At 45.1% G+C, this 23770-nt stretch carries 22 protein-coding genes; 13 read left to right on the top strand and 9 right to left on the bottom strand.

Going from position 1 to position 23770, the window contains the following annotated elements:
* Positions 1 to 3 precede the first annotated feature (3 nt).
* From B0E43_RS14450 to B0E43_RS14440, 3 genes are read right to left on the bottom strand one after another with little or no spacing between them, the layout of a single operon-like run.
* On the bottom strand, positions 4 to 954 hold the full coding sequence (locus B0E43_RS14450; RefSeq protein ID WP_077350923.1) for a Smr/MutS family protein: 951 nt from the start codon (positions 952 to 954) through the stop codon (positions 4 to 6).
* Positions 951 to 2249 carry a deoxyribodipyrimidine photo-lyase gene (locus B0E43_RS14445; RefSeq protein WP_077350921.1) on the bottom strand — a complete coding sequence of 433 codons (1299 nt, stop codon included), beginning with the start codon at positions 2247 to 2249 and terminating at the stop codon, positions 951 to 953. The genes B0E43_RS14450 and B0E43_RS14445 overlap by 4 nt, the downstream gene beginning before the upstream one ends.
* A gap of 42 nt (positions 2250 to 2291) precedes the next feature.
* Positions 2292 to 6845, bottom strand: coding sequence for a translocation/assembly module TamB domain-containing protein (locus tag B0E43_RS14440; RefSeq protein ID WP_254423433.1), 4554 nt, complete (start codon positions 6843 to 6845; stop codon positions 2292 to 2294).
* Positions 6846 to 6892: 47 nt separating this feature from the next.
* Between B0E43_RS14440 and tsaD the strand changes: the two genes are divergently transcribed.
* From tsaD to B0E43_RS14400, 8 genes are all read left to right on the top strand, one after another.
* Entirely contained in the window at positions 6893 to 7906 is a 1014-nt protein-coding gene (gene tsaD / locus B0E43_RS14435) for a tRNA (adenosine(37)-N6)-threonylcarbamoyltransferase complex transferase subunit TsaD (protein WP_077350919.1), read from the top strand.
* 1 nt (position 7907) lies between these two features.
* Positions 7908 to 8375, top strand: coding sequence for an SsrA-binding protein SmpB (gene smpB, locus B0E43_RS14430; protein WP_077350917.1), 468 nt, complete (start codon positions 7908 to 7910; stop codon positions 8373 to 8375).
* Positions 8338 to 9135 carry a hypothetical protein gene (locus tag B0E43_RS14425; protein WP_077350915.1) on the top strand — a complete coding sequence of 266 codons (798 nt, stop codon included), beginning with the start codon at positions 8338 to 8340 and terminating at the stop codon, positions 9133 to 9135. The genes smpB and B0E43_RS14425 overlap by 38 nt, the downstream gene beginning before the upstream one ends.
* A 3-nt stretch (positions 9136 to 9138) precedes the next feature.
* The gene (locus tag B0E43_RS14420; RefSeq protein ID WP_077350913.1) at positions 9139 to 9648 is read left to right on the top strand and encodes an HNH endonuclease; all 510 of its coding nucleotides are present in this window, start codon (positions 9139 to 9141) and stop codon (positions 9646 to 9648) included.
* 83 nt (positions 9649 to 9731) lie between these two features.
* Positions 9732 to 10094 (top strand): hypothetical protein, encoded by a 363-nt coding sequence (locus B0E43_RS14415; protein ID WP_139352775.1) that lies wholly within the window; start codon positions 9732 to 9734, stop codon positions 10092 to 10094.
* 55 nt (positions 10095 to 10149) lie between these two features.
* Positions 10150 to 10515 (top strand): hypothetical protein, encoded by a 366-nt coding sequence (locus B0E43_RS14410; RefSeq protein WP_077350909.1) that lies wholly within the window; start codon positions 10150 to 10152, stop codon positions 10513 to 10515.
* Positions 10516 to 10668: 153 nt separating this feature from the next.
* Entirely contained in the window at positions 10669 to 10917 is a 249-nt protein-coding gene (locus tag B0E43_RS14405; protein ID WP_077350907.1) for an FUSC family protein, read from the top strand.
* Positions 10918 to 11082: 165 nt separating this feature from the next.
* Positions 11083 to 11589 (top strand): GNAT family N-acetyltransferase, encoded by a 507-nt coding sequence (locus B0E43_RS14400; RefSeq protein WP_077351077.1) that lies wholly within the window; start codon positions 11083 to 11085, stop codon positions 11587 to 11589.
* Here the strand turns inward: B0E43_RS14400 and B0E43_RS14395 are convergent.
* The gene (locus tag B0E43_RS14395) at positions 11586 to 12395 is read right to left on the bottom strand and encodes an SDR family NAD(P)-dependent oxidoreductase (RefSeq protein WP_077350905.1); all 810 of its coding nucleotides are present in this window, start codon (positions 12393 to 12395) and stop codon (positions 11586 to 11588) included. The genes B0E43_RS14400 and B0E43_RS14395 overlap by 4 nt on opposite strands.
* Positions 12396 to 12727: 332 nt before the next feature.
* Here B0E43_RS14395 and B0E43_RS14390 point away from each other — a divergent pair, with 332 nt between their 5' ends.
* The 5 genes from B0E43_RS14390 to B0E43_RS14365 all read left to right on the top strand — a co-directional run bounded on the left by B0E43_RS14390 (position 12728) and on the right by B0E43_RS14365 (position 16636).
* On the top strand, positions 12728 to 13174 hold the full coding sequence (locus B0E43_RS14390; protein ID WP_254423432.1) for a YdeI/OmpD-associated family protein: 447 nt from the start codon (positions 12728 to 12730) through the stop codon (positions 13172 to 13174).
* 75 nt (positions 13175 to 13249) lie between these two features.
* Positions 13250 to 13663 (top strand): nuclear transport factor 2 family protein, encoded by a 414-nt coding sequence (locus B0E43_RS14385; protein WP_077350901.1) that lies wholly within the window; start codon positions 13250 to 13252, stop codon positions 13661 to 13663.
* An 82-nt stretch (positions 13664 to 13745) separates the two neighbouring features.
* Positions 13746 to 14156: a VOC family protein gene (locus tag B0E43_RS14380; protein WP_077350899.1), complete on the top strand. Its 411-nt coding sequence runs from the start codon at positions 13746 to 13748 to the stop codon at positions 14154 to 14156.
* Between the two features lie 216 nt (positions 14157 to 14372).
* Positions 14373 to 15797, top strand: a complete 1425-nt coding sequence (locus B0E43_RS14370) for a carbohydrate porin (RefSeq protein WP_077350895.1) — start codon at positions 14373 to 14375, stop codon at positions 15795 to 15797.
* 272 nt (positions 15798 to 16069) lie between these two features.
* Positions 16070 to 16636, top strand: coding sequence for a hypothetical protein (locus B0E43_RS14365; protein WP_139352774.1), 567 nt, complete (start codon positions 16070 to 16072; stop codon positions 16634 to 16636).
* Positions 16637 to 17006: 370 nt separating this feature from the next.
* Here the strand turns inward: B0E43_RS14365 and B0E43_RS14360 are convergent, their stop codons facing one another.
* The 5 genes from B0E43_RS14360 to B0E43_RS14340 all read right to left on the bottom strand — a co-directional run bounded on the left by B0E43_RS14360 (position 17007) and on the right by B0E43_RS14340 (position 23637).
* Positions 17007 to 18509 carry a sodium:solute symporter gene (locus B0E43_RS14360; RefSeq protein ID WP_077350891.1) on the bottom strand — a complete coding sequence of 501 codons (1503 nt, stop codon included), beginning with the start codon at positions 18507 to 18509 and terminating at the stop codon, positions 17007 to 17009.
* Between the two features lie 102 nt (positions 18510 to 18611).
* A complete protein-coding gene (locus tag B0E43_RS14355; RefSeq protein WP_077350889.1) occupies positions 18612 to 19550 on the bottom strand; it encodes a dihydrodipicolinate synthase family protein in 939 nt (312 codons plus the stop codon).
* 22 nt (positions 19551 to 19572) lie between these two features.
* Positions 19573 to 20580: an exo-alpha-sialidase gene (locus B0E43_RS14350; RefSeq protein WP_077351075.1), complete on the bottom strand. Its 1008-nt coding sequence runs from the start codon at positions 20578 to 20580 to the stop codon at positions 19573 to 19575.
* 201 nt (positions 20581 to 20781) lie between these two features.
* The gene (locus B0E43_RS14345) at positions 20782 to 22236 is read right to left on the bottom strand and encodes a PhoPQ-activated pathogenicity-related family protein (RefSeq protein ID WP_077350887.1); all 1455 of its coding nucleotides are present in this window, start codon (positions 22234 to 22236) and stop codon (positions 20782 to 20784) included.
* Between the two features lie 228 nt (positions 22237 to 22464).
* The gene (locus B0E43_RS14340; RefSeq protein WP_077350885.1) at positions 22465 to 23637 is read right to left on the bottom strand and encodes an exo-alpha-sialidase; all 1173 of its coding nucleotides are present in this window, start codon (positions 23635 to 23637) and stop codon (positions 22465 to 22467) included.
* Between the last annotated feature and the right edge of the window lie 133 nt (positions 23638 to 23770).

Raw genomic sequence — 23770 nt, 5'->3', positions numbered from 1 at the left:
GGGTTAGGAAATTCGCACCAAGGTAGCTCCATAGCCCCATTGGTCTTTCTGAGTGTCCTGAAAGTACTTAATATTTCCTAATTGGCTTAGACGCTTATGAATTTCTTTTTTGAGGATTCCGTTGCCCAGACCATGGATAAAGGTGATCTCATCCATTCCTGATGCAATGGCCTGATTCAGGTTCTTTTCAAATGCCTCCATTTGAATCCGCATTTTTTCAGCATTGCTCAGTTTATCGGGGTCGGGATGCAGCTGCTCAATGTGGAGGTCGATAGACCGTGGAGGTTTTACTGTCTTCACAGGCTCCGGTTTGGGAGTGATTTCTTTCAGTTCTGCATTGAGGCTGCGGATGTCCAGTTCTTTGGTTGTCTGCTCCATGGCAAAGAGGTAGACATTTTTTCCCAGAATAGGTGCCTTGCTGAGGTGCTTGAAAAATTGGGTTGCCTTCATTTTCAGCTGTCGCTCAAAGGGCAAAATAGCCTTCTCCAGCTTGTTTTGAATCGGGATGAAACGGAGCAAAAAAGCAGGCCACTCATCCAGTTCCTTCATCAAGCGGTCGTCAATTTTTTTACTTTCACCGGGATTCAAAACACCTGCAAAAAGGGTACGTTGATTTCCGCCATGGACTTCCGAAGTATGAGCCAAATAGGGCTGATGACTGTCGTTGATCAGGTAAAGACTCAGATTCTGATCGTTGATGGGGAGAAAAGCCAGGTAAAGTCCCTGATCTTTCGGAGCAGAAATAGGCAGCGGAGATTCTGGCTCTTTGGTCACTCCGGCATTTTCTCCGAAGTAACTTTTTTCCGCCTCGGCGATGATGACCACTTCAGATTTCATGGCTGGAATAATGAATCCGTCCTCAATTTCCACTTCTATCCGACCGCTGGCGGAGACTTTTCTTACGATTCCTTCTTCTTTTCCACGTAGTAATCTGACTTTGTCTCCGACGTTCATTGTTCCAGGGCTTTTTTGTAGGTGTCTAGTGCTCTTGCCCGGGCAAATTTATGATCTACAATGGGTTTTGGATACTTTATTGTATCTAATTCAGGAATCCATTTTTTGATGTACTTCAATTCCCTGTCAAATTTCTCCGTTTGGGAGTCGGGATTGAATATCCGGAAGTAAGGTTGGGCGTCTGTACCGGTGCCTGCGGCCCATTGCCAGCCACCGTTGTTGGATGCCAGGTCGAAGTCCAATAGCTTTTTGGCAAAATAGGCCTCTCCCCATCTCCAGTCGATCAGGAGGTGTTTGGTCAGAAAAGAAGCCACGATCATGCGGACACGGTTGTGCATGTAGCCGGTTTGGTCGAGTTCCCGCATGCCGGCATCCACGATGGGATATCCGGTCTTTCCCTCACACCATGCCTGAAACTCTTCGGCGTTGTTTCTCCAAGGAATCCGGTCGTAGGCAGGTTTGAAGGCCCTGTCCACCACCTGCGGGTTAAATGCCAGAATCATCATGTAAAACTCTCTCCAGATCAATTCATTGAGGTAGGTTTCATTTAGTCGGGCTGCCACTTGAGCCAGTTTTCGGACGGAAATCGTACCAAACCGCAGGTGGATTCCGAGCCTTGTAGTTCCGTTTTGAGCGGGGAAATTCCGGGTTTGATCGTAATGGCTGATCAGAGCCTCGTCAGTGATTTTGGGAGGAAAGGGAAGAGTTGTTTTTTCAAAACCAATTTCTTCCAATGAAGGCATTGGAAGAGCTGAGGTTTTAAAAAGGTTCTTCCAATTGGGCGTTTCCAGGGTTTGAACCTTGGTTTGCCTGTATTTCTCCAGCCAATTTCGGCTGAAAGGGGTGAAGACTTTGTAAAACTCACCAGAGCCGTTCAGGATTTCTCCCGGCTCAAAAATGACCTGATCTTTGAAGGCCAAAAATGAGATTCGGTTGCCTTTCAAAAGCGTGTCAATTCTTGAATCCCGCGATTTGGCATAAGGCTCATAATCGCGATTGGTGTACACCGTCTGAATATCAAATTTCTCCAAAAGTTCCTGAAAAACCTCCTCCGGAGTCCCAAACCTAATCAGTAAAGAACTTCCCTTTTGCTCCAATCTGGATTTGATTTCTGCCAATTGAGTATGGATAAATTCCACCCGGGCATCTGCCTTGTCATCGAGCTTTTCGAGGATGTTTCTGTCAAAAATAAAAAGCGGGAGGACGTTTTTTTCCTGCTGAAGTGCATAAAAAAGTCCCGTATTGTCTTCCAGTCTGAGGTCTCTTCGAAACCAAAACAGGGTGATTTTTTCCATGAAATCTTTATTGGAATAAAGTATTCAGCCCTCCAAAATGTTTTAATTATCTTCTTCAGGAAGGATAAAGTTGTCGGGAATTGGCAATGGAGGTTCTCTTCTTGGAGGAAGATTTTCCAGATTCAGTGGTTTCCAGTTTTCCTCACCTTGGTATTCCTCCCGCAGAAATTCATCGGTATCCGTGACATTCAAGTCTTTGTTTTTCTTACCGGTGATTTTTTTGAAAAGCTCGGAAAAAGAGTTGAACGAAACGTTTTGGGTGACAGAGGCGCCATAAGTCAGGACGTTTTGGGTCAGAGAAAGGGAGGTGAAAGTGTTATAATTGTTTCGGTTGAAGATCCGGAGGCGATATACTCCGTCTTCAGTTAGCAGGTATTCGGCCTGCCAATCTCCGATGATCGATGCCGCGCTGGCATTGCCCTGATTGTCTGTAAATCCACCATCTCTTGACACGCGAAGTCTTCCGTCCAAGAAAGTATAGGCTACGCTCAGCTGGAAGTTTTCGAGCGCATTTTCATCCAATGTGGCCAGGTCGATGTTGACTTCGAGGTTTTTGTCCATTTGGCCGATGAAGCTGTTGAGCTGGGAGGATAGCAAATTCCCCAAGCTTGATGAAATCGTAGAAACGCCGGAAAACTGACCTTCAGGTGAGAAGTTTCGGGTCATGATGACAGAGAAAACCTGCCGGTTCATTTCCTGCTCATCTGCCGCTACCCGGCTTTGGAAAGCAGAAATGGTCGTCTGCACGTCGCCGCTCGATGGAAATTCGGAAAAATCGAAGCTGAAGACTATGTCTGGTGACAGGAGTTCACCTTGCAAATCCATCAACACTTTGAGTGGATACCTTCTTCGCATTTGGCTGTTTTCAGAGGCAGAAGAAGAGGATAGAAGGGGTTGGAGCGAGATGTTTTCTTCATACACTGCCTTGAGGTTCATCACACCCTGATACGGATCGCCAAACCAGGTGATCCGTCCACCGGGTTCGATTCGGAATTCCCTTTTGACGACATTGTAGAGCGAGAAATTGTATTGTCCCTGGGTGATTTCATAGTTACCCGTCAGGTTAAAATTGCCTTGGGTATCGATGTTCATGGTGAGAACTCCGCGACCTCTGGCTTCCAGACTTTCTTCAGTTTTCGGATCGATGATGATCTGGGCAAAGGCATCGGGAGTGATGTCCAAAATGAAATTCATTCTCACATTCTCGATATCCAGTCGGTTGAGGTCTTCTGCCAGCTGCTTGATCCGCACCGTATCCTGAATGTTGATGATCTGGATGAAGTCTTCTTGGTACTGGTTATTGCTGCTGGTGAGCGGAATATAAATCCGGGTATTGGCTTGGGTAGTTGCCCTGGCGGTGATGTCCAGATTGGTGGTGCTGCCTTTGATCGCCAGGGTGCCCGAGGCAAAAGCAGTTCCATAAAAGACCTCATTGTCTTTTGCTGTCGTGTTCATCACCTGGAAGTTGCTCAGGGTGGAATTGATATCCAGGAATATATTGCCAAACCCTGTGTGATTCAATCCACCGGTGAAAGTCGCTCGGTTGCCATTGACATCCCTGAAAATCAAGTCTCTGAAACTGACCTGGGTGGGCTGAAAAAGAATGCTGCCATCCACCCGGTAATTGGTATTGAGGTAGTTGATATGGAGCTTGCCGCCATCAATCCTTCCACTTCCCAAAATTTCAGGTACATCCATGGTGCCTCGGATTTGGAGATTTCCGGTGACAGTCCCGTCCAGGTTGGTGATGTATTTGGATAGAAATGGCTCAAAAATCACGAGGTTGGCCTCTGTCATTACAGCTTCTAGATCCAGGTTTTGATATTCAAATCCAATTATTCCGTTGACGTCTATTTTCTTTTGACCGTTGATTTCATTTTCCAGATTCAAAATGAGGTCTGTACCATTTAAATTGGCCGAGGCGGAAATATTCCCAATCGGAAATTGGTTGATTTCCATGTCGTCAACGAACAATTCCCCTTCAATCATGGGCTTATCCATCAGGTTTTTTAGATGAAATGCACCATTAGCCGTGCCCAAAAACTCCTGAACGGTAATGGTGTTTAAGAAATCGATGCTGACCCCATTGAAAATCATGTCCAAGACTTCATCGGGATTTTCGCTGATTTTGCCATCTACGCCCAGAGATTGGCTTTGGTTGAGAATATTGAAATTACTAAAAGTGATTTCCCCTTGGGAAAGCAGAATTTGATTTTCCGGGTCAAAATCCCAATCCTTTCTCAGCACCCGAAGTACCGAAGGCTTGAAATGAACTTTGGTGCCGGAGGTCGAAAACTGGGTCTCTGCCTCAATTCTGGCCCTACTTTGGGTAGAATCCTGATCTAGGCTGAGCTTGAGGTCCAGATTGTTTTGATCCCAGATTGCTTCCAGACCGAGATTTTTGAATCCAAGTGTATTTCCGACTTGTTGCTCTTTGGAATACACATAGAAAGAAGCCAAAATATCAGCGCTATTGATGATTTTGGAGGTGTTGAAGTCAATATTGGTTCCGAAAGCAGTATTGCCTTGATAAGTCAGTGTATCTATGCTGGTGAAAAAATTGAATACCGTATTTTCCGGTGTTTGATAAAATGCCCCTTCCAAAATGGTGTTTTTGGAGATCGAAAGATCAGGCTGAAAAAGTTGGATTATCGGGTTCAGATTCTGCAACCTGACATTTAGATCCAAGTTGTAAGTTTCAGAGAAGTTTTTCTCCAAATCAGCAATAGGCTGGGTCTCGTTGATCAAAATGGCGAGGTACTGGCTTCCCAACATATTCAGGTCCCGCATCATTTGTTCGAGATTAAACTGACCGGAGGCTGCTGCGACCACATAGTCTGAGTTGACTGACAGTGTGCGGGTGCCACCTGCAAAAAGGGACTGGAAATAGAAATCTCCCACATCCAAAAACCGGTCTTCGTAGCCTGCTTTGATGTTGGAAAATCTGGCGATTCCCTGGATGTCATCCAGATTAATCCCTTTGGTGTCGATGTCAAGTTTGCCGCTGATGAAACTTGGCGTTTCGGTTAGGTTGATTTTATCCAGAAACAGGGTGTCCACCTGTATGACCATTCTGACGGAATCTACTGATTCCTCCAAATTGAAATAGCCTCTGGCCTGGGCTTTAAGGTTTGGGTCATCAATAGTCAGATTGCCTCTAAATAGGTTTAGTCCATAGGTTGCATCGGTATTGATATTCGAGTAGGTGTAGTTATTGATTCCAAGTTGGGAAATCTGGGCATCGAGGTCGACCAACGCATTTTTTGCGGAATTTCCCTTGAAGTTTACCGTTCCGTTCAGACTTAATTTTTGAAGTAAATCCCGATCCTCTGCCAGAATTCCCATGTCCAGATTACTCACCCGCAAGCGGGAAACGATCGAGGGAATGCCATTGACGAGGTCAAAATTCACCCTGCCGTCAAGGTCTCCGATGCTGGTTCTGAATTTTCCATTCGTAGTAAACCTGCTCAAAAGTCCTGTGAAATCCGCATCCATTCGAATAAGGTTAAACTTGTTGATCTGTTTTTCCAATTCGGGAGTCAGATAAGGTGCCAGATCCCGAGCGGATACGACCGAGTTTTTCAGAGAAAGGTTGATGTAGGTCTTGTCGATATCTGGCAAGCCATCCAATTCAAATGCACCAAAAAGAGCGGTTTTTTCTCCCAAGCGGATCAGAAATTCATCGGATTTCAAGTCCGAAACCGCTCCCATGACTTCACCGCTCAGGTAGATTTCATCCTCGAATTCAGGGAGCGAGGGCACAAAAAGGCGAAGATCCAATAAATCGATTTTGGTTTCCTCAAACCTCGCTGTCAGCTTGACCTGATTAATAAAATCAGCAAATCCCTCAGGCCCGGTCAAGTCCAGGCGGATGTAATTTTTGATTTGACTTTTTTCTGACCTCAGATTGAGTTGATCCAGTTCGAGAAAATCAGGTGAATAGGTCAGCTTGGTTTTCAGTTCCTGGATTTTCAGTCCGGAGGTGCTTTCCATCCCGGTCAGTAACTTGATGTCCAGGCCGATCTCGGAGTTTTCCAAACGAAAATCAGTGGCGTTTCCGGAAATTTCCTTTACTACCAACCTGTTAAAATCGAAGCCTTCGGTAATAGGTTCAGCATTGAAATTGATCAGTGAAAACTGGGCCTGCCTGAGTTCGACAGCACTGATGTAAAACTTGGTTTCTGTGCTTGATTTTTCCTTGGATCCGAAGCGATCGGATAATTCATCAACCCAGAGGTTGATATTCATCGATGAATCCCCGGCATGCGTAAGTAGATTTACCTTTGCTTTTTCGAGCCGGATCGCATCGATGGTCGGGTCCCCAGGAGGTATCAGAGATAGGAGGGAAAAATCCACATAAGCCAAATCTGCCCCGATCATCAGGCTGTCTTTGTGGTCCCGGATGGAGAGATTTTCCAATTCCAGAGCATCCCACCAAGAAAGTTTTATTTTACCGATCTCAGTATTAAAGCTGGAATCCTCGTTGAGGTAGCCGGTGACTTTGTCGACCAGCCAATTCTGTACAGGGGTGACCTGCAGCGCCAATCCCAATGCAATCAAAAGAAGGAGAGAACTGAAAACCACCCATAACAGCACTCGGAAAGCTTTGTGCAAAAAATCCGTAACTTTCGCGTTCTTTTCCAATGGGTACCAACGATATTTCTATACTAGCAATCGAATCCTCGTGTGACGAGACTTCTGCCTCCATTATAGTAAATGGCAAAGTACTCAATAATATTGTGGCCACACAATCCGTGCACGAAAAATATGGGGGAGTAGTTCCCGAGCTTGCCTCCCGTGCACACCAAGAAAACCTCATTCCTGTGATCCAAGAGGCAATTTTGAGTTCTGGAATCACCAAAGATCAGCTTTCGGCTATTGCATTTACACGGGGTCCGGGATTGATGGGATCTCTCCTGGTTGGGGTGAGTTTCGCCAAGGCTTTTGCACGGTCTTTGGAGATTCCGCTGATCGATGTGAACCACATGCAGGCGCATGTTCTGGCGCATTTTATCGAAGATCCACGACCTGCTTTTCCCTTCATTTGTCTGACTGTCAGCGGAGGACATACTCAATTGGTCTTGGTGAAAAGCCACCTGCAAATGGAAGTAATCGGTGAAACTCAGGATGATGCAGTGGGTGAGGCCTTTGACAAGACAGCCAAACTCCTCGGATTGCCTTATCCGGGTGGACCTTTGGTGGATAAGTATGCCAATGAAGGAAATCCCAAAGCCTTCAAATTTCCGGTTACCCGCATGCCCGGGTTGAATTATTCTTTCTCGGGAATTAAAACCGCCGTACTTTACTTCCTTCGGGATAAGCTGCAGGAAAATCCTGCTTTTATAGATGAAAACCTGCCTGACCTTTGCGCCAGCATCCAATATACCCTGATTGAGATGCTGCTGATCAAGCTGAAGGAAGCCGTGAAGCAGTATGGAGTTCGGGAAATTGCCATTGCCGGAGGAGTATCTGCAAACTCAGGTTTGCGGGAGACTTTGGGAGAACTTGCCCGCCGAAAAGGATGGAACCTCTACGTGCCCAAATTCGAATACTGCACTGATAATGCGGCCATGATTGCCATGGCAGCACATTACAAATACCTCAAGGGTGAGTTTGTCGGACTCGACGTGACTCCCTTGGCCAAAATGAAAATCTGAAATGTCTAAGCCCAACCGCTTCGAAAAAACCGTCAACATCAAGAATAAGAAAGCAAGCTTTGAGTTTGAGTTCATAGATACCTATGTGACCGGAATTATGCTGACGGGAACGGAAATCAAATCCATCCGGGAGAGCAAAGTCTCCCTGACTGAAGCTTTTTGCCTGTTTTTGGATGGGGAGCTTTATATCCGGCAGATGCACATTTCTCCCTACAGCATGGCAGCGAGCTACAATCATGTGGCGGTACGGGACCGCAAGCTGCTTTTGAAGAAAAAAGAATTGGAAAAGCTCGAAACTAAGTCAGCCGAAAAGGGGCTGGCAATCATTCCGGTTCGTATATTTATCAATGACCGTGGTTTGGCCAAACTGGAAATTGCGCTGGCACGGGGAAAGAAAATCCACGATAAACGTCAGGACCTGAAGGAAAAAGATGCAAAAAGAGAGCTCCAGCGAATGGCCTTTGATTGATGCATACGGGATATGTCGCCAGACTATCCTTCCGGTTTACCGCCAGCCAACTTTTGATTCCGCGCTGGTCACCCAGTTACTTTTTGGAGAATGTTATCAGATCAACGGCTTGACCTCCGACCGGCAATGGTTTCGGATTTACCACGAAGACACCGGAATGGGCGGTTGGGTTTGGGCCACGCTCATCAAGGAGATCACCGGAGACGAATACCAAACCTTTCTCAACCAGGATTTTCAAGTCGTGACCAGCCCCATTGCTGCGATCGAATACCTCGGATCCAGCCTTTACCTTCTTCCCGGGAGTCGGCTTCATTTTTCCGAACTTGAGCTTTTCAACTGGCAGGACCATGTCGGATTTACAGGAAATTCCCGGCCCAAAATTCTCAAGGCGGACCGCGAAGAGTTGGCCGAGATCGGACTTCGTTTCCTCAATGCACCTTTTCAGGCGGGCGGGAGGAGTATTTTTGGATTGGATGAGGAGCAGGGATTTGCGCTGATCTTTGCGATAGCGGGCTATTCCTGGAAATCAGGGAAAATTCCCGGCAAAAGTGTGACACCGGAAGAGGCACTTCCGGGTGATTTGTTTATTTTCAGGGACTTGGAAAAACAGGAGTCCCACTTTGGACTTTTTTTGGGAGCAGAAAATATACTTTGGATGGATAACAAGATGAAAGTGTCGGATCTGGATGAATGGGAAGATTTTTTGAGGAACAATACCGGTAAACAGGTCGTTTTTGACACAAGATTGATAGTGGGATAAGTTATGGAAAAGCGGGTTTTGGTACTGAATTTAGATCATTCTCCAGTGGCAGTCGTGCCGGTGCACAAAGCCATCGTGCTTTGCCTTTTGGAAAAAGCCAACATCCTTTCCACTTACGAGCTGCTTCAAATCCGCACGGTCAGCCGTAGTTTTGAATATCCGGCTGTGATCCGGTTGACCCATTACAAAACCATTCCTTTTCGGGGAGTTTTGCTCAACCGGACCAATCTATTCAAGAGGGACAATGGAGAGTGCCAATATTGTGGAAGCAAAAGACACCTCACCATTGATCATATCATTCCCAAGTCCAAAGGCGGCAAAACCATCTGGACCAATCTGATCACGGCCTGCAACCGCTGCAATGTGAACAAAGGCGATAAAACCCCCGAGCAGGCAGGACTGATTCTCAGATCTGAACCCTTTAAGCCATCGCTTTCCTATTTTTTGGCGGAATATGCGGAAAGACAGGCTGAGGAATGGCTGCCATTCCTTTCGAGTCGGGTGATTAGTTGAGGGATTTAATAATCCGTATTTTCAGGTAGGCCAGGAGGGGTTTTGAGAATTACCATGTGACAGTAGAACTAAATAATGTAAGAATGAACTTTTCAAGGATAGTGCCTAGTGTTTTCTACATCGACATTTCAGACGGGCTAAAACTTTTTGTTGACTGCCTGCAATTTTCAATTGTTCACAAAGATTTGAAGACTTCACAGCCTTATTGTGTTTTAGAAAAAAATGGAATAAGGATTATGCTTTTTCAGGACGAGCAATTAGCTAAAGAACATTATCCAGAGCTTAGACTTGAGACGGATAATATTGAAGAAGTTTTTGAAAAAGTATCGGCTTCACATCCTCATCTTCTGCACCCAAATCTAAATAAAGTTACGCGCAGACCTTGGGGGGCCAAAGAATTTGCGATTGCAGACAATCAGGTAGGGATAAGATTCCAACAATGGTAATCAGCTAATTATAAAGTGCCAATCAGTGACCGCTAACAAATTAATTATCTGAAATATGAAGAAAGGAAATTGGATGATGATAATCGGGCTATTGTTCCTCGGATTTGGAGTTTTAGCTTTTCGGCCTGTACCCATCCCTGAGGAGAAAGACTGCTTAATTTTGAAAGGGACCGTTAGTGAGATTTATGAAGCAGGTACCAAGGATGTTGTAGTTAAGTTGAATGGACTTGACACAGAATTCTACGTTAATCGAGGACTTGAGAGAGGACTGGATTTGGAGAAAATGCGAGCTGAATTAACGAACAAGGAGGTAAGAATCAAGTACCCTGACTATTGGACTCCTTTGAATCCGACTAATTCGATGCGACACGTTTCCAAAATTGAAAGTGACGGAAAGGTAATTTTTACTGAATTGGATTGAGTATTAATTATTGGGAGCACCACAGATAGATTTTGTGCAGCTTGCAAAGCCTGTAAGAAAAGTGGTTACACTCTCTGCTCCGAATTTTTTTTTAAGGAAATCGGTCAGGTTCTTTGCTTCCGGACCTTTTGCGAAAACATAAAAACCTATTTAATGAAAGAAAAAGAGTTGTCAGAATTAACAGATCAAGAGCTGTTAGACGAAGCAAAGAAGATGAAATCTTCGGCCCTACTCAATGCGGGATTGATTGGATTTATGATTGGGGTCGTGATCTACAGTGTTGTAAAAAACAGTTGGGGACTTCTTACACTGATTCCCCTGTTTATTGCATACAAATTGTTTAATGGGTCTAAAAAAGACAAAGCATTGGAGCAGCTACTAAAGGAGCGGAATTTGAAATAAACTCTGGGCAGGGAAGCAACTGACTCCAAATTATTGCCCAAATCCGCCATCCACTTTGCTAGGTTCAATGGCGCCAATTCTGCTGACTTTTGTGCTAAAAATCCCTCTCATTGCCAATTCGTCGCGTGGCAGACATTGTTTGTAGTCAGTATAAAAATGGAGAAAATGATAACATTAAGACCCGCTACAATAGATGACCTTGAACTACTCCAATATTGGGACGCAAAGCAACATGTAATCGACAGTGACCCGGATGACGACTGGAACTGGGAAGTAGAGTTGACCCGGAATCCGGAATGGAGAGAACAGCTGATCGCCGAACTGGATGGAGAACCAATCGGCTTTTTGCAAATCATTGATCCTTTTACTGAAGAAACTCAATATTGGGGAGAAGTCGGGCAGGATAAAAGAGCTATTGATATTTGGATAGGTGAAGAAAAGAACCTGAATAGGGGATACGGAACAATGATGATGAATCTTGCCATCGAACGATGCTTTCGCAATCCTACGGTAAGTGGGATTCTGATTGATCCTTTGAAGACAAACACCGATGCGCACCGGTTTTATGAAAGGTTGGGTTTTGAAAAGATCGAAGAAAGAGAGTTTAACGGAGCCGTCTGTTTCGTCTTTGAATTGAATCGGAAGCAAGTGCTCAAGCCTCCCAAACTCTAGCTGACAAATGGAATTGCGGGAATTTTATAATTCAACCCATTGGTTGTGCCTGCAGTGACATCGATCGTCACACCGGTGATCTTGTCTGCTAAATCCGAAGCGAGAAAAAGTGCCACATTCGCAATGTCGGCCATCATGGGCAATTGTTTCAGCATGGTATCGTCTTCCAGCTTCGTAAGAAAGTCATGCACCGCATCCGGATCATTGGCCAGAGCATCCCGAAACGGACGTGAATCAGGAGATCCCGCCGACCGGATATTGATCACACGGACACCATGTGGCCCGAGTTCAGTTGCCAGACCTCTTGAAAAACCTTCGATCGCGCAGCATGCCGGGCCAAAGCCACCCACGAGCGGGTATCCTATACCACCGGGTGTAGCGGTGAGTGAAAGAATGACACCGGATCCTTGCTTTACCATGATTCTGCCTGCCGCGGTGGTGGTCAGAAATTGCGTTTGCATCGCAATGGCAACTGGCCGCACAAAATCTTCAAGGGACATGTCAATCAGTGGAATATCCTGAATATCCTGAACGCCAATTCCGTTGAATGAAATATCAACGGTACCGGCCTTTGCTACCACTGTCCCCAGATGGTCAGCAATTTCTTTTTCATTTAAGGCATCAACCTGTGCGGCTTCGGCTTTTCCACCGGCTGCGATGATCTCATTCGCGACTTTTTCTACTTTTTCAAGGGAACGGCCGGTCAGAAAAACGCTGGCGCCTTCCTTGGCAAAGGCACGGCCAAATGCTCCGGCCATTGAATCGGAGACGCCATAGATTACGGCATTTTTATTTTTCAGAAGCATAGGTTCGTGTTTTGATAGTAAACTTATTCTATTCTAAAATAGAAAAACGGTTGTAAACACGGCATTCTAGCGGGCCAATTGCGGCAGATCAATACTTGGATCACGTACCTCGAAACCTGGATCATTGGGACACTGCCCTCAACAGGATGCTCGCGCCTCAGTAGTGTCCTGCTCGGCGACATACCGGCTAATGGGTAACCTGCGACGGTTGAACTATTGTGTCGCAAACGGCCTTGAATTTGTCGTTTAGACAACTCGATTTTAGATGTATTCCTGATACTTTTATGATAAAAATTGGTGCTGGAAGACCGTTGACCGAAGACCGAAGCGTTATGAAATTTAAGACAACAATTTTTCAAAGAGGAAACAACTTGGGAATCGAAGTTCCTGAAGCTGTAATTGAGCAATTGGGTGCAGGTAAACGGCCGCCTGTTTTGGTTGAAATCAAAAACCACTCATACAGAAGCACCGTGGGGGTAATGGAAGGTAAATTCCTCATTCCTCTAAGCAGTGAACATCGTAAAAATGTTCAAGTTGTAGGTGGTGAAACAGTTGAAGTCAATATCGATTTGGACGAACAACCACGAACCGTAGAACTTCCTGAAACTTTGTCAGCCAGACTTAAAGACAATGAAATAGCAAAAGAGTTTTTTGACACACTCGCTCCAAGTAATAAAAAGAAGATTGTTGCATTGATAGAAACCGCCAAGACAGAAGAGACTCTAACTAAGCGGCTTGAAAAAATCATAGCGGACTTAAATCATAAAATCAAGCCCTGATATCTTGGCCACGAACAAGGATTAGAATCGGAGTCAGCACTGCAAAAACATCCATCAAAGTATAAAAATTGACTTATGGAAATTGAAGACTTTTTCAAAATCTATCAAAAATCTGCCTGGGATAAGGACACCTCATCTATGATCAATCTTTACGATGAGCATACCCTTATTTTTGATTTGTGGGATCAAGGTTACATTTCGAATCCATCAGAATGGAATAAGATCATCATAGACTGGCTTGGTTCGTTGGGCGAAGAAAAAGTTAAAGTTGAATTTGAAATGGTGAAAATCCATCAGTCAGGAAATGTGGGATTTGCGAGTGCCTTGATTCTGTTTCAGGCAATTTCAAGCGAAGGTGCTGTTTTAAGAAGTATGAAGAATAGAATTACCCTTGGATTCTTAAAATTTGAAGAGGGATGGAAAGTGATCCATCAGCATACCTCAGCGCCGATCAGTTCCGATGAGCTCACGGCACTATTGGATATCTAGGGTAGGGCAGGGACTCTATGAGTTCGGATAACCTGGAATCGAGAACTCAATCTCACTGAGAATTTTAGAAAAAAATTACGCCATGAATGCCGATCCATTGATGAAACTTGATATCTATATCAACTATCCGGGACATTGCGAGAAAGCTTTCCGGTTTTACGAGGAGCATCTTGGTGGAAAGATATCCATGATGATGCCCCATCCCCAACAGCTTCCCCATTTCCCAAAAGAATGGGAGAGACCAATCCTCCATGCAATCATTGAGATTGGTGGTACTCTGGTCAGGGGGGCCGACGTGGTGAATGCCGAGCCCATGCGCAGCGCCTATTTGACGCTTAGAATTGATACGCCAGAGAAAACAGAAGAAATCTATAGGCTGCTTTCCACTGATGGTGAAATTTTTATGAAGCTGGAAAAGACTTTTTTTGCGAATCGATTTGCCATGCTCCGTGATAAATTCGGGACATCGTGGATGCTGCTTAATGGGGCATAGAGATCATTTTTTCTTTTGAGTAAAATACTTGGGTAGAAAAATAGAGGGTTAGCTGAACCCATACTACCGGAAGCGCTGGACCGATTGAATCGCAGATACCGGCGTTCAATGCTTCTTTTTTTAATGTCCGATTTATTCGACTTTCGGTACTCATCGCGGAGTTCCAGTTGAGTCTTTCCTCCAGATCAACTATTTTTAGTCCTACTCCAACCCAAAATGAATCGACATTTAGTTTTTTGCCTGTCACTCCTGACTTTTCCGATGCTGAGTTCGATTTGCGAAGCGCAAATCGCTTATCAAAAGGCAACCTATAAAAACTTCTATATCGGTTCCTATGGCAGAGTTGGTGCAGACTGGTCATTTGTCAATGAAGGCTCCATTGGCCGCCGACTGAATCTCAACAACATGGGTAGCATTGGCGGAAGGATGGAAGAGCAGGACTACCTCGAGCTGGCTACGGGGATAGACTTTTCTCCTCTGGTGAAAGGCGACAGTATGAATGTGACGGTCAATACTCGTTTTGCCGTCTGGTCAAACAGCCTATCGCTTTTTGGCAACAGTACAACGACAAGTACCGGAGGACTAACGCTCGCTATCCCCGAACTCTATGTGGAGGTGAACGGAGTTGGAAAGAAAGACCTGATCAACTTATGGGTGGGCAGTCGGTTGTACCGGGGAGCAGATGTCCATATTGCAGATCACTTTTATTTCAACGATCATTCCGGGCAAGGCTTTGGGATTGAGTGGAAAAATAGAACCCGGTTTTCAGCCTTATTCGTCGCCTCAACCGACACCTCTTCCACTGTGCCACCCTATTTCTACCTGAACATCAAAACAGGAACACCTGCCTTGGCACTTCGCCAACGGACCGTAATGATTGTGGAGCATGATTTGGCACTTTCTGAAAATTCTAAACTCACCTTTCTTGGCGAGTTTCACAGGATGGGAAATCCCGACAATACCGACACACTTCCCGATCTGGCTTATCCCGGAGACAACGGATATGTGCTGGGAGCCAGATTGAATCGCAATCTGCCGAAATTTTTGAGCGGATCCTTTAATGACCTGAGCCTACGCTATGGGCGTGGAATCGCCAACGGCGGGGATGGTGGTGTGTCCCGTACCTGGCTAACTTTCGGAGCGCCGGACCTGGTGGATCAAAGCTTTCGCAACGCCTACAGCTGGTCACTTGTAGAGCATTTTCTGATGAATATATCTCCTCACTTTTCGCTCAACGGCTATGTGATCTACAATCAAAGCAAAGGGGCTGCCGCATCCAATGATCAGGCGGAGACTTTCTTTGGAAAAGAAGTGTTCAACCGAAAGGAAGATTTTACCATCGGCGGGCGGGGCACCTGGTACATCAGCGACAATTTTCACCTGTTGTCGGAGTTGCATTACTCTCAGCGCCAAGATGGAGACCAGCCCGTGAATGCAATGGGGAAATTGTCCCTTGCTCCCACCTTGTCCACCTCCGGCGAACGGAGTGTTTGGGCACGGCCACATCTCCGCTTTGTTTTCAGTTTGGCACGTTACAACGAAAATGCGAGCGAAAGCCTCTACAGTCCCTATCTGCAATTCGTTGGCCCTGAGCGATGGGGCTATTACATGGGCGTTAAGGCGGAGTGGTGGATTTTTTAGTGTAGTAAAAGAATTCTAACCCGAAGCGATTGTACGCTCTACTGGGGACGACGGCAAATTTTTTATTTGCAAGGCTCTAGGATAACGAATAAATTAACACAACTTCCTCAATATCAGGTTTCTGTGAGTTTGAAATAACGCGAGAATCCGGTAACTTAGAATATCACTCGGGGTTGGATCAATACATTGATTCTTCCTCCTCAGTTGATGAGTACTTTTTACCCGAAGAAAATAGTCTATAGTTTAATCTTCAACCATAAACCATCAAAACTATGAGAACTCTATTTCTAACCCGCCTATCCCTTCTTGCATTGTGTTCTATGCTATTCTTATCAAGCTGCGAAAAAGATCATAAAGTAAAGATCTGCCACAAGGGTAAAATTATTTTGATTGACTTCCACGCTGTGCCTGTGCACCAGGCGCATGGAGATGCAGTTGATAAAGATAATGATGGATATTTCGATATTGACAATTCCTGTAGCGAGGTAGATTGTGATGACACAAATCCAGGCGTTAATCCTGGTGCCAATAACTGCGAAGATGCTTGTAGTATTATTAGTTTTGAACTTCTTAACGCTACGTGTACAGATCCTCTTCCGACCTACGATTTGCAACTTCGTATCACTTATGAAAACGCACCACCGGCAGGCACACTGGACGTTTCAATAGATGGCGTAATTACCTCGTTCCCAATTGGTAACTCTCCTCAAACAGTTAATGTATTTGGCTTGCCTCCGACAGGTGTAGGTGTGGATGTTTCCGCTAGCTTCTCAGCTAATCCTACATGTCAATTGGCTGTGGTTGATCTATATGAAGCCCCAGATTGTGGAATATTTTAAGAATATTTGATAAAACTTAATACCTGACTGGCGCAAGGTCTTACTTTACCCAATAGTAAAGGATTCGCGTCAGTCAGTTGTTTTGTTCCCCCTCATCGAAGGTTTCGTGGTGATTGAAATTATTTTCAATTCGCTATTTCAGATCAATGAATCGCAGACTCAAAGCAATTCTCCTTTTTGACGTGATTGGTTGCATAGATAAAAATGATCCGGAACCCTCAACAGATCTCGCGGGGATTTGGGTGAGGTCACTTCCTCAGATACGCTTGAGTTTTTGACATTCGGCAATGGGAGTTCTTTGATGAATTTGAATCGGGGGAGAGAAATCTTCTTCCGATATCTACCCTTTTTATTAGGCTTTAATCTTCGATCATCCCTGCAGGACAGATGCCTCAGTTTTCTTTTCGGGTTGGCCTTTTTTTCTCATCCAAGTCAGCAAGAAGCCTACGATAAATATCGTCAGGGTTCCCATTACAATCGCCATATTGGTATGAAGCGGATTGGCCAGGGTTTCCGGAAGGCCGTTTTGGATCAAAACTGTTGATAGGCTCATCCATCCGATGACTAAAACTCCCAAGATTACCGCAGTGACAGCCTGTGGGTTTTTGGCTTTGGAAAGCAATCCCAAAAGGAAAAGTCCCAGGATTCCCCCGCTGAAAATGGAAGAAAGCGCCCACCATGCATCCAGTGCACTGGTGACACCGTTAAACGCCAATCCTACCACGATGCTAAGCAATCCCATACCCAAGGCACTTCCACGCAGGACACGAAGGGAAAGCTTGTCAGATGGGTCTTTGTGGATGTATTTTCTGAAGTGGTCAGATAGAATGACAGTTGCCGAACTGTTGATACTGGTGGAAATGGTGCTCATACCCGCAGCAAAAATGGAGGCAATCAAAAGCCCGGTAAAGCCGACTGGAAGCTGGTTTACGATAAAATAGGGGAACACTTTATCACCCGGTGTCCCTGCAGGAAGCAAATCCGGCTGGGCTTGGTAAAATGCAAACAAGGCAGTTCCGATAAAGAAAAAGACCAAAGAAACCGGCACGAAAAGCAAGCTTCCCAACCAGGTGGACTTTTTGGCTTCCTTCTCTGTTTTGGCAGTCAGATAGCGCTGCACATAACTCTGGTCGATTCCGAAATTCTGAAGATTGATGAAAAGCCCATAAACCAAAATCATCCAGAAAGTCGAGGTCGTGAAGTCCAGGTCGTAGCTTCCAAAGCTGAACTTGTCCGATTCATTGGCGATTCTGAAAACCTCAGATGCCCCACCCGGAATTTCGAAGAAAATCACAAAAACACATGCTAAAGCCCCGCCAATCAGAATAATTCCCTGTACTGCATCTGTCCAGATTACAGCTTCGATTCCACCCCACATGGAATAGATCACCACGCTGATACCTGTAATCACAATGATGGCAGGAATACTCATTCCCAAAAGGGTATTCATCGGAAGTGCCAGCAAATACAGAATCGCGCCCATTCTTGCCAATTGGGTAAGCAAATAACAAATGGATGCATAGACTCGCGCCCAAGGCCCAAATCGCTGCTCCAAATAGAAATAAGCTGACTCACTTTTTAGGCTTCTAAATAGCGGGACAAAATATTTCACTGCAACCCAGCCTGCCAAGGGGATCGAAAGGCTGAATACAAACCCGTTCCAATTGGTCATGTAAGCATTACCCGGATAAGCGAGAAAGCTGATGCTACTCACAAACGTGGCAAAGATGGACATTCCGATGGCCCAAGCCGGTAGTCTGCCTCCTCCTGTAGTATAATCTGAGGAAGATCTTTTGCGGAAGGAAAAGGAAACTCCAAAACCAACAATGGCAACCATGTAGAAAAGGAAAATGGCTAAGTCGAGAACAGGCATGAAGTCTGAAATATTGAGTTTGTAAAGGCAATAAAAGGAATAAAGGCAAAGGAGCAAATTTGGTTAGGTGAACTGGTTGAAACCTGCCCCCTGCCTTTTTTTTTAAATGGCAATCAAAATGGTTTGTTCAACCTTGTCTTTGACCATCAGGAATCTTTCGTGAAGTGCAGCTTTTTCGGCCTCAGAATAAGAGTAAAGCGGAAGTGCCAAAACATCCTGACAAAGACCCTCAAAAGAAAGGGATGCTTTGAGCCCTCTCAGGTAGCTGGATTTGTAGGTGCCGTTGGAGTAGATGTTTTCGCTGAGGAACATGATGGTTTCACACAGTAACTTGACTTTTTCCTTATCCTGCTTTTGAAATGCATCATAAAGGCCTACATAGAGTTTGGGGAATAAGTTGGCTCCACCGCAAACTCCGCCGTGACCACCCATTTCCAGGGTTTCAGCCAACATTTCTTCAGGACCTATGAACAGTCTGAAGTCTTGGTTGTCTTTGAATGCTGCACAAAGGGACCGGAAGTTGTCCTTATTTCCAGAACTGTCCTTCAAACCGATGATATTGGGATGAACTGAAAGCTTGACAGCCGATTCCACCGAAATGTTGACTTTGGTGTGAGAAGGCATATCATAAAGGAAAAGGGGCAATTGAACCGCATCGGCAAGTTTTTGGTAATAATTCACCAACTCGTCTTGATCGATATTGATATAAAACGGAGGTGCAGCTACCAATGCAGCGGCTCCTGATTCATAGGCGATAGCGGCAAGATCAAGGTTTTGAACAAAGGAGCATTCGGTGATACCTACCAGTACAGGCACTCTGCCGTTTACTTTTTTACAAACCAGGCGGATCAGGTCACTTTTGACATCTAAGCTGATGCTCGCTGACTCACCGGTAGTTCCGATGATAAATATGCCATGAACTCCGCCTTCGATGAGATGTTCGATGAGCTTTTCGGCGTGAGCCACATCCAGCGAAAAATCAGGATTCAAAGGGGTAATCATGGGAGGGAAAATGCCCTGAAATGCTTGACTAGGGTTCATAGGGTTGATGTTTGTACAGAAATTAGACTTTTAGATGAAGATATTTCACCTTGGTCCTGTTGAATGTATAGCTGATGTGAACCGTGCCATCTTTTGCCTGTATAATGGCTGGATAGCTGAATTCACCCGTACTTTCATCCTCCAAAACCAGGAGTTCTTCCCAGGTAATACCATCAGCTGATCCAAAAAGACTAATCTTGTTTCTTCCTTTTTTTAACGGATTGCAAACAAGCAGGTGATATCCGCTTTTTAGTGTGACTGCATCGATACCTGAATTGTTGTTTACCAATCCCGTTGACACCATTTTGGTCCAGGTGTTTCCGCTGTCTGAGGACCAGGAAGTTGCGATTTCACCCTGTTGGGTTCGGAAGAGCAGCTGGAGTTTTCCATTGGGATGAATGAGAGTAGTCGGCTGGATGGCGCCAAAGCCAGCTCCATCAATTTCTGATTTTTTCCAGGTTTTGAGTTCGGGATCAGTGATCTCGACATGGCTGGTCCAGACCCGGTTGATCTCAAAACTGCTGGGATGCAGCAGTCTGCCATCGGGTAGGACGATGGATTTATTTTTGACGGGGCCCAAAAAACCTGCTGGAATTTGAATATCCTTGGACCAGGTTTTTCCGCCGTCTTCCGAAACTTTATAGAGCCCCCACCATTCCCGTGGATTTGGCCCCTCTTTGTAGAACAGGACAATCTTACCATCCTCCAATTGGTGTAAGACCGGATTCCAGGTCGGATTTCGGAAGGTTTCGTTTTCTACTCCGTCCGCTACCATTTGAGGAACAGACCATGTACCGTTACTTAGTACAGAGGTGTAGATGCTCACATCCGGGTGCTTTTCTCGAGTTCCGCCAAACCATGAAGCCATTATTCCAGAGGGAGTCTCAAGGAGGGTGGAGGCGTGACACTGGGGAAATGGTGCAGTTTCATAGATAAAGCCGGAGGAAAGGATTTTCGGTTCTACTTTTTCTTGGTTTTGAGGAAAAGAAAGAAGTCCAAGGAGTGGTAAAAAGATGGAAAGGGAATTCATGTTTTTGGAGTTTAGAATGAAAGGGTAGGATTCAACCTGACAAAAAAGCCGGACTAGTTTAAAAAACTGTCCGGCTGTGACCTGATAAGTTGATAGTGGAAATTTAGAATCGGGAGAGATCTCCGATTGGCTTTTTTGATGAATTTTTTTGGTCAAAAAAAACAGGTGGGATTTTTATTTCCCACCTGTCAATTAAACAGCTTATTTGCTGCCAACAGCCACGGCTGGTTTATGTGGCACAAAAGGCTCAAATGGATATTTTCGAGGTAGGACATCTATTCCGGTTGTCACTTTCAATGGAGTTTCTCCTGCATAGGTCAGTTCCACAAAATATCCCCGGAATCCTTCTTCCGGAGTCTTCATCTCAACCTCAAATTCCCCATTTTCCGGCAAGGCAATTTCCTCAGAAGTCCATCCCGGACCAAATACGTCAATTCGGAAGTCTCGGGCCAGTGGATTATAGGCCGACCACAGTTTGACTGAAACAGGCTTTTGGTTCGGATCTGTTTTTACCATGATCTTATCGCCTTCGATTTTCCATTCATATTTTGGTCGGGAAGTATTGTTCAAAATTGATCCATAGAAGGAAATCAGATTTGGCATCGCGTCAGATTCTCCTACATCATGTCCAAAATTTGGTACATACATCACGTGTTTTTCACCCGGTAAGCTGTCATAGTAAAACTTCCAGCTGTCAGGTTGAAAAAATTCATCTCCGGCTGCATTGATCAAAAGCTTCGGCATGTCGTAATCTTTTCGGAAAGAATAAGGCTCGGTGATTTCCATCATTCGGTCAAACTCCGGCGTACCTACCCAATTCATCACCCCTTCTCTTTCATAATCTTGAACCGCAGGGGCCCAAAAACCATAATTTTTCCAGTGATGCTCAAATGAAGGCACTAAATTAAGCAGGTCGATCACCACTGGAATGATGGCTACCACCCGGTCGTCCACAGCAGCGGTCGTCCAAGTAGTCCAGCCTCTTTTGGATGCTCCACCTACTACAAAGCTGTTCAGATCTTTGTTGTATTTGTCTTTTACCACAGCTGTGACAGCGTCCATGGCCAGCTTTGCAGCTTTGGTCATCGGCAATCGAGCCAGCCAAATGGCATCTTCGTCTTTGGCTCCGCCCTCGAGGAATTTTCTCCATCCGTATGAAATGATCTCGTCCTCATATCGCTCTCCAAAGGTGTCATTGGCAAAGGTAATCGGCTGAAAAGGGACATTGTGAATCTTGGCAACGATTGAATTTGTTTGTGTGGAAGCCGCCAAGATTAGAGGATCCGGTTCCTCCGGCATTTTGGAATTGGTACTGCCGCCACTGATCCAAAGCATTCCTGTCTGGAAAGGAGTGTCTTTCGGAACCACCATAGATACCCAATGCCACCATTCGGTTTTGTCCACAATGTCTGAAGTAAGCCAATGCTGGGAATACATTTTCAATACCAGATAATCAGCTTTTTCTCCTGGTACTGTATGGACGATTTCGTATCGGAATGTGGAGTCCGGTGCGTGAACATAGTCCTTGAGAAGGGTGGCAGATCGGACTTCTGTTTCAACCGGAGCCTCGGCAGGTTTTTGACAGGAAAATAAAATAATCGTACTCAAGATCAGGGCTCCCCAATTCAGAAAGGGGAGAAAGGTTTTTTTGTTCATAGAGGGTTGGGTTTGCTTAAGTTTTTAAAATGTAAGCAGAATTCTTTTTCCCGACAAAAACTTAGAAGAATCAAGATTCGAGACGCAAGAAACAAGAAGCAGGATCTAAAATTTAAGATGCAACAATTCGAGAGGTGGAGTTGAAGAGTTCAAATCTTTTGGCAAAGAGGTGAGAAAATGGAAGTGAGTTTTGGGTTCTTCAAAATTCCCCAATTGCCAGATTGGTTTTTAATGTTCCCAGACAATTTGCTTAAAGATGATTTCCTGATAATTATCCCTTTCATAAATTATCCCCAAGGAGTTTTGCCCGAGTTTGACCAGATCAGAATAGGCAGTCCAGGGAAGTTTGGATGAGTTTCCAGTGTAATCAATAGGAATCGTCAGCTCCCAGGTTTTTCCCTCATCAAAGCTGATTTTGACAGTGAGCTGGTTTCTTTCGGTTTCATTGGCATTGTTGGAATGGGCCAAAATTGTCTTTCCATCTTTTTCTCCAAGATCCAAAATCGATCCTTGGCAGACCGGATCCGGCAAATTCTCCTCAAAATAAGCTTCGTCCCAGCTTTGGCCGCCGTCTGAGGAATAGGCCAGAATCCTGCTTCGGGTATCTCCTTTTTGATTTCTGATGCTCATAATCATCCGATCGGATGAAAGTTCGGCAGCAATGGATTCATTGGATCCGGGGATTTTGACCGACTCCGACACCTGAAAACTTTTCCCGTGATCGTCGGTGAAAAAGCCATGAGCCTGGTACTCCGCAAAGTTTTCCTGTGGATTTCCGACCGAATGATTGGCTGCTACGTAAATCCGACCTTTGAACTTCCCGTTTTTAAACTGGAATGCATGACCTGGAGTATTTGCGTAGTGCCGCCAATCTGCCGGATTTTTGTATGCTGGATTAAAGTTCGGGTTGTTGGGTTTGTGAACTTGCAGCGTAATGTTTTCTGGTTTTTCCCAACTTTTTCCAAAGTCAAAGGACTTCATCACCCAGACTTCCCGCACGCCCCGGTTCATCCTGATATCGTATTCGTGATTGTTTCCTGTGTTGTAGAAAAGATAAACTACGCCTTGGGGGTGATTTGGGTCAAAAAGATCCACCACAGGTGCTGGATTCCCCGCTTGGAGAGAATCAAAGTCCAGCAAAGTCTGGATTCCGGACCAGGAAAGTCCCTGATCTGAGCTTCTTTTCATGACCAGATTCACATTGCCAAAGTCATCACTTCCGTTGACCCGGCCTTCGGCAAAGGCAAGAAGTTCGCCGTTTGGCAGATCGATAATTGCCGGGATTCGGTAGATCGCATGGCCTTCCTTACCTCCTTTGAAAACGATCGTTTCCTGTGCTGAGGCAAATTGGATGTGAAAAAAGGCCAGGAAAAATGCGAAAATCAGATGGGCTTGGTTCATGGGTAGCTTGTTAGATCGGTTAAACTAGTGCAAGGAAAGCGAAACACCTTTTACTTGACAGATTTTCTGAATATCCAATCTGGATTTTTGTGTATCAATTCCTGCATTGAATCAAGTCATTAAATTTTTTTAT

It is taken from the genome of Algoriphagus sp. A40 (assembly GCF_002002735.1).
Lineage (GTDB): Bacteria > Bacteroidota > Bacteroidia > Cytophagales > Cyclobacteriaceae > Algoriphagus.
This window is presented reverse-complemented; position numbering and strand designations above follow the sequence as displayed.

Excerpts from the sequence above, each read along its gene's own strand:
- B0E43_RS14415 (WP_139352775.1), top strand. The coding sequence starts at position 9,732 with ATGAACTTTTCAAGGATAGTGCCTAGTGTTTTCTACATCGACATTTCA.
- B0E43_RS14385 (WP_077350901.1), top strand. The coding sequence starts at position 13,250 with ATGGAAATTGAAGACTTTTTCAAAATCTATCAAAAATCTGCCTGGGAT.
- B0E43_RS14450 (WP_077350923.1), bottom strand. The coding sequence starts at position 954 with ATGAACGTCGGAGACAAAGTCAGATTACTACGTGGAAAAGAAGAAGGA.
- B0E43_RS14425 (WP_077350915.1), top strand. The coding sequence starts at position 8,338 with ATGCAAAAAGAGAGCTCCAGCGAATGGCCTTTGATTGATGCATACGGG.
- B0E43_RS14355 (WP_077350889.1), bottom strand. The coding sequence starts at position 19,550 with ATGAACCCTAGTCAAGCATTTCAGGGCATTTTCCCTCCCATGATTACC.
- B0E43_RS14395 (WP_077350905.1), bottom strand. The coding sequence starts at position 12,395 with ATGCTTCTGAAAAATAAAAATGCCGTAATCTATGGCGTCTCCGATTCA.
- B0E43_RS14350 (WP_077351075.1), bottom strand. The coding sequence starts at position 20,580 with ATGAATTCCCTTTCCATCTTTTTACCACTCCTTGGACTTCTTTCTTTT.
- B0E43_RS14340 (WP_077350885.1), bottom strand. The coding sequence starts at position 23,637 with ATGAACCAAGCCCATCTGATTTTCGCATTTTTCCTGGCCTTTTTTCAC.
- B0E43_RS14405 (WP_077350907.1), top strand. The coding sequence starts at position 10,669 with ATGAAAGAAAAAGAGTTGTCAGAATTAACAGATCAAGAGCTGTTAGAC.
- B0E43_RS14445 (WP_077350921.1), bottom strand. The coding sequence starts at position 2,249 with ATGGAAAAAATCACCCTGTTTTGGTTTCGAAGAGACCTCAGACTGGAA.
- B0E43_RS14410 (WP_077350909.1), top strand. The coding sequence starts at position 10,150 with ATGAAGAAAGGAAATTGGATGATGATAATCGGGCTATTGTTCCTCGGA.
- B0E43_RS14370 (WP_077350895.1), top strand. The coding sequence starts at position 14,373 with ATGAATCGACATTTAGTTTTTTGCCTGTCACTCCTGACTTTTCCGATG.
- smpB (WP_077350917.1), top strand. The coding sequence starts at position 7,908 with ATGTCTAAGCCCAACCGCTTCGAAAAAACCGTCAACATCAAGAATAAG.
- tsaD (WP_077350919.1), top strand. The coding sequence starts at position 6,893 with ATGGGTACCAACGATATTTCTATACTAGCAATCGAATCCTCGTGTGAC.
- B0E43_RS14365 (WP_139352774.1), top strand. The coding sequence starts at position 16,070 with ATGAGAACTCTATTTCTAACCCGCCTATCCCTTCTTGCATTGTGTTCT.
- B0E43_RS14400 (WP_077351077.1), top strand. The coding sequence starts at position 11,083 with ATGATAACATTAAGACCCGCTACAATAGATGACCTTGAACTACTCCAA.
- B0E43_RS14360 (WP_077350891.1), bottom strand. The coding sequence starts at position 18,509 with ATGCCTGTTCTCGACTTAGCCATTTTCCTTTTCTACATGGTTGCCATT.
- B0E43_RS14380 (WP_077350899.1), top strand. The coding sequence starts at position 13,746 with ATGAATGCCGATCCATTGATGAAACTTGATATCTATATCAACTATCCG.
- B0E43_RS14420 (WP_077350913.1), top strand. The coding sequence starts at position 9,139 with ATGGAAAAGCGGGTTTTGGTACTGAATTTAGATCATTCTCCAGTGGCA.
- B0E43_RS14345 (WP_077350887.1), bottom strand. The coding sequence starts at position 22,236 with ATGAACAAAAAAACCTTTCTCCCCTTTCTGAATTGGGGAGCCCTGATC.
- B0E43_RS14390 (WP_254423432.1), top strand. The coding sequence starts at position 12,728 with ATGAAATTTAAGACAACAATTTTTCAAAGAGGAAACAACTTGGGAATC.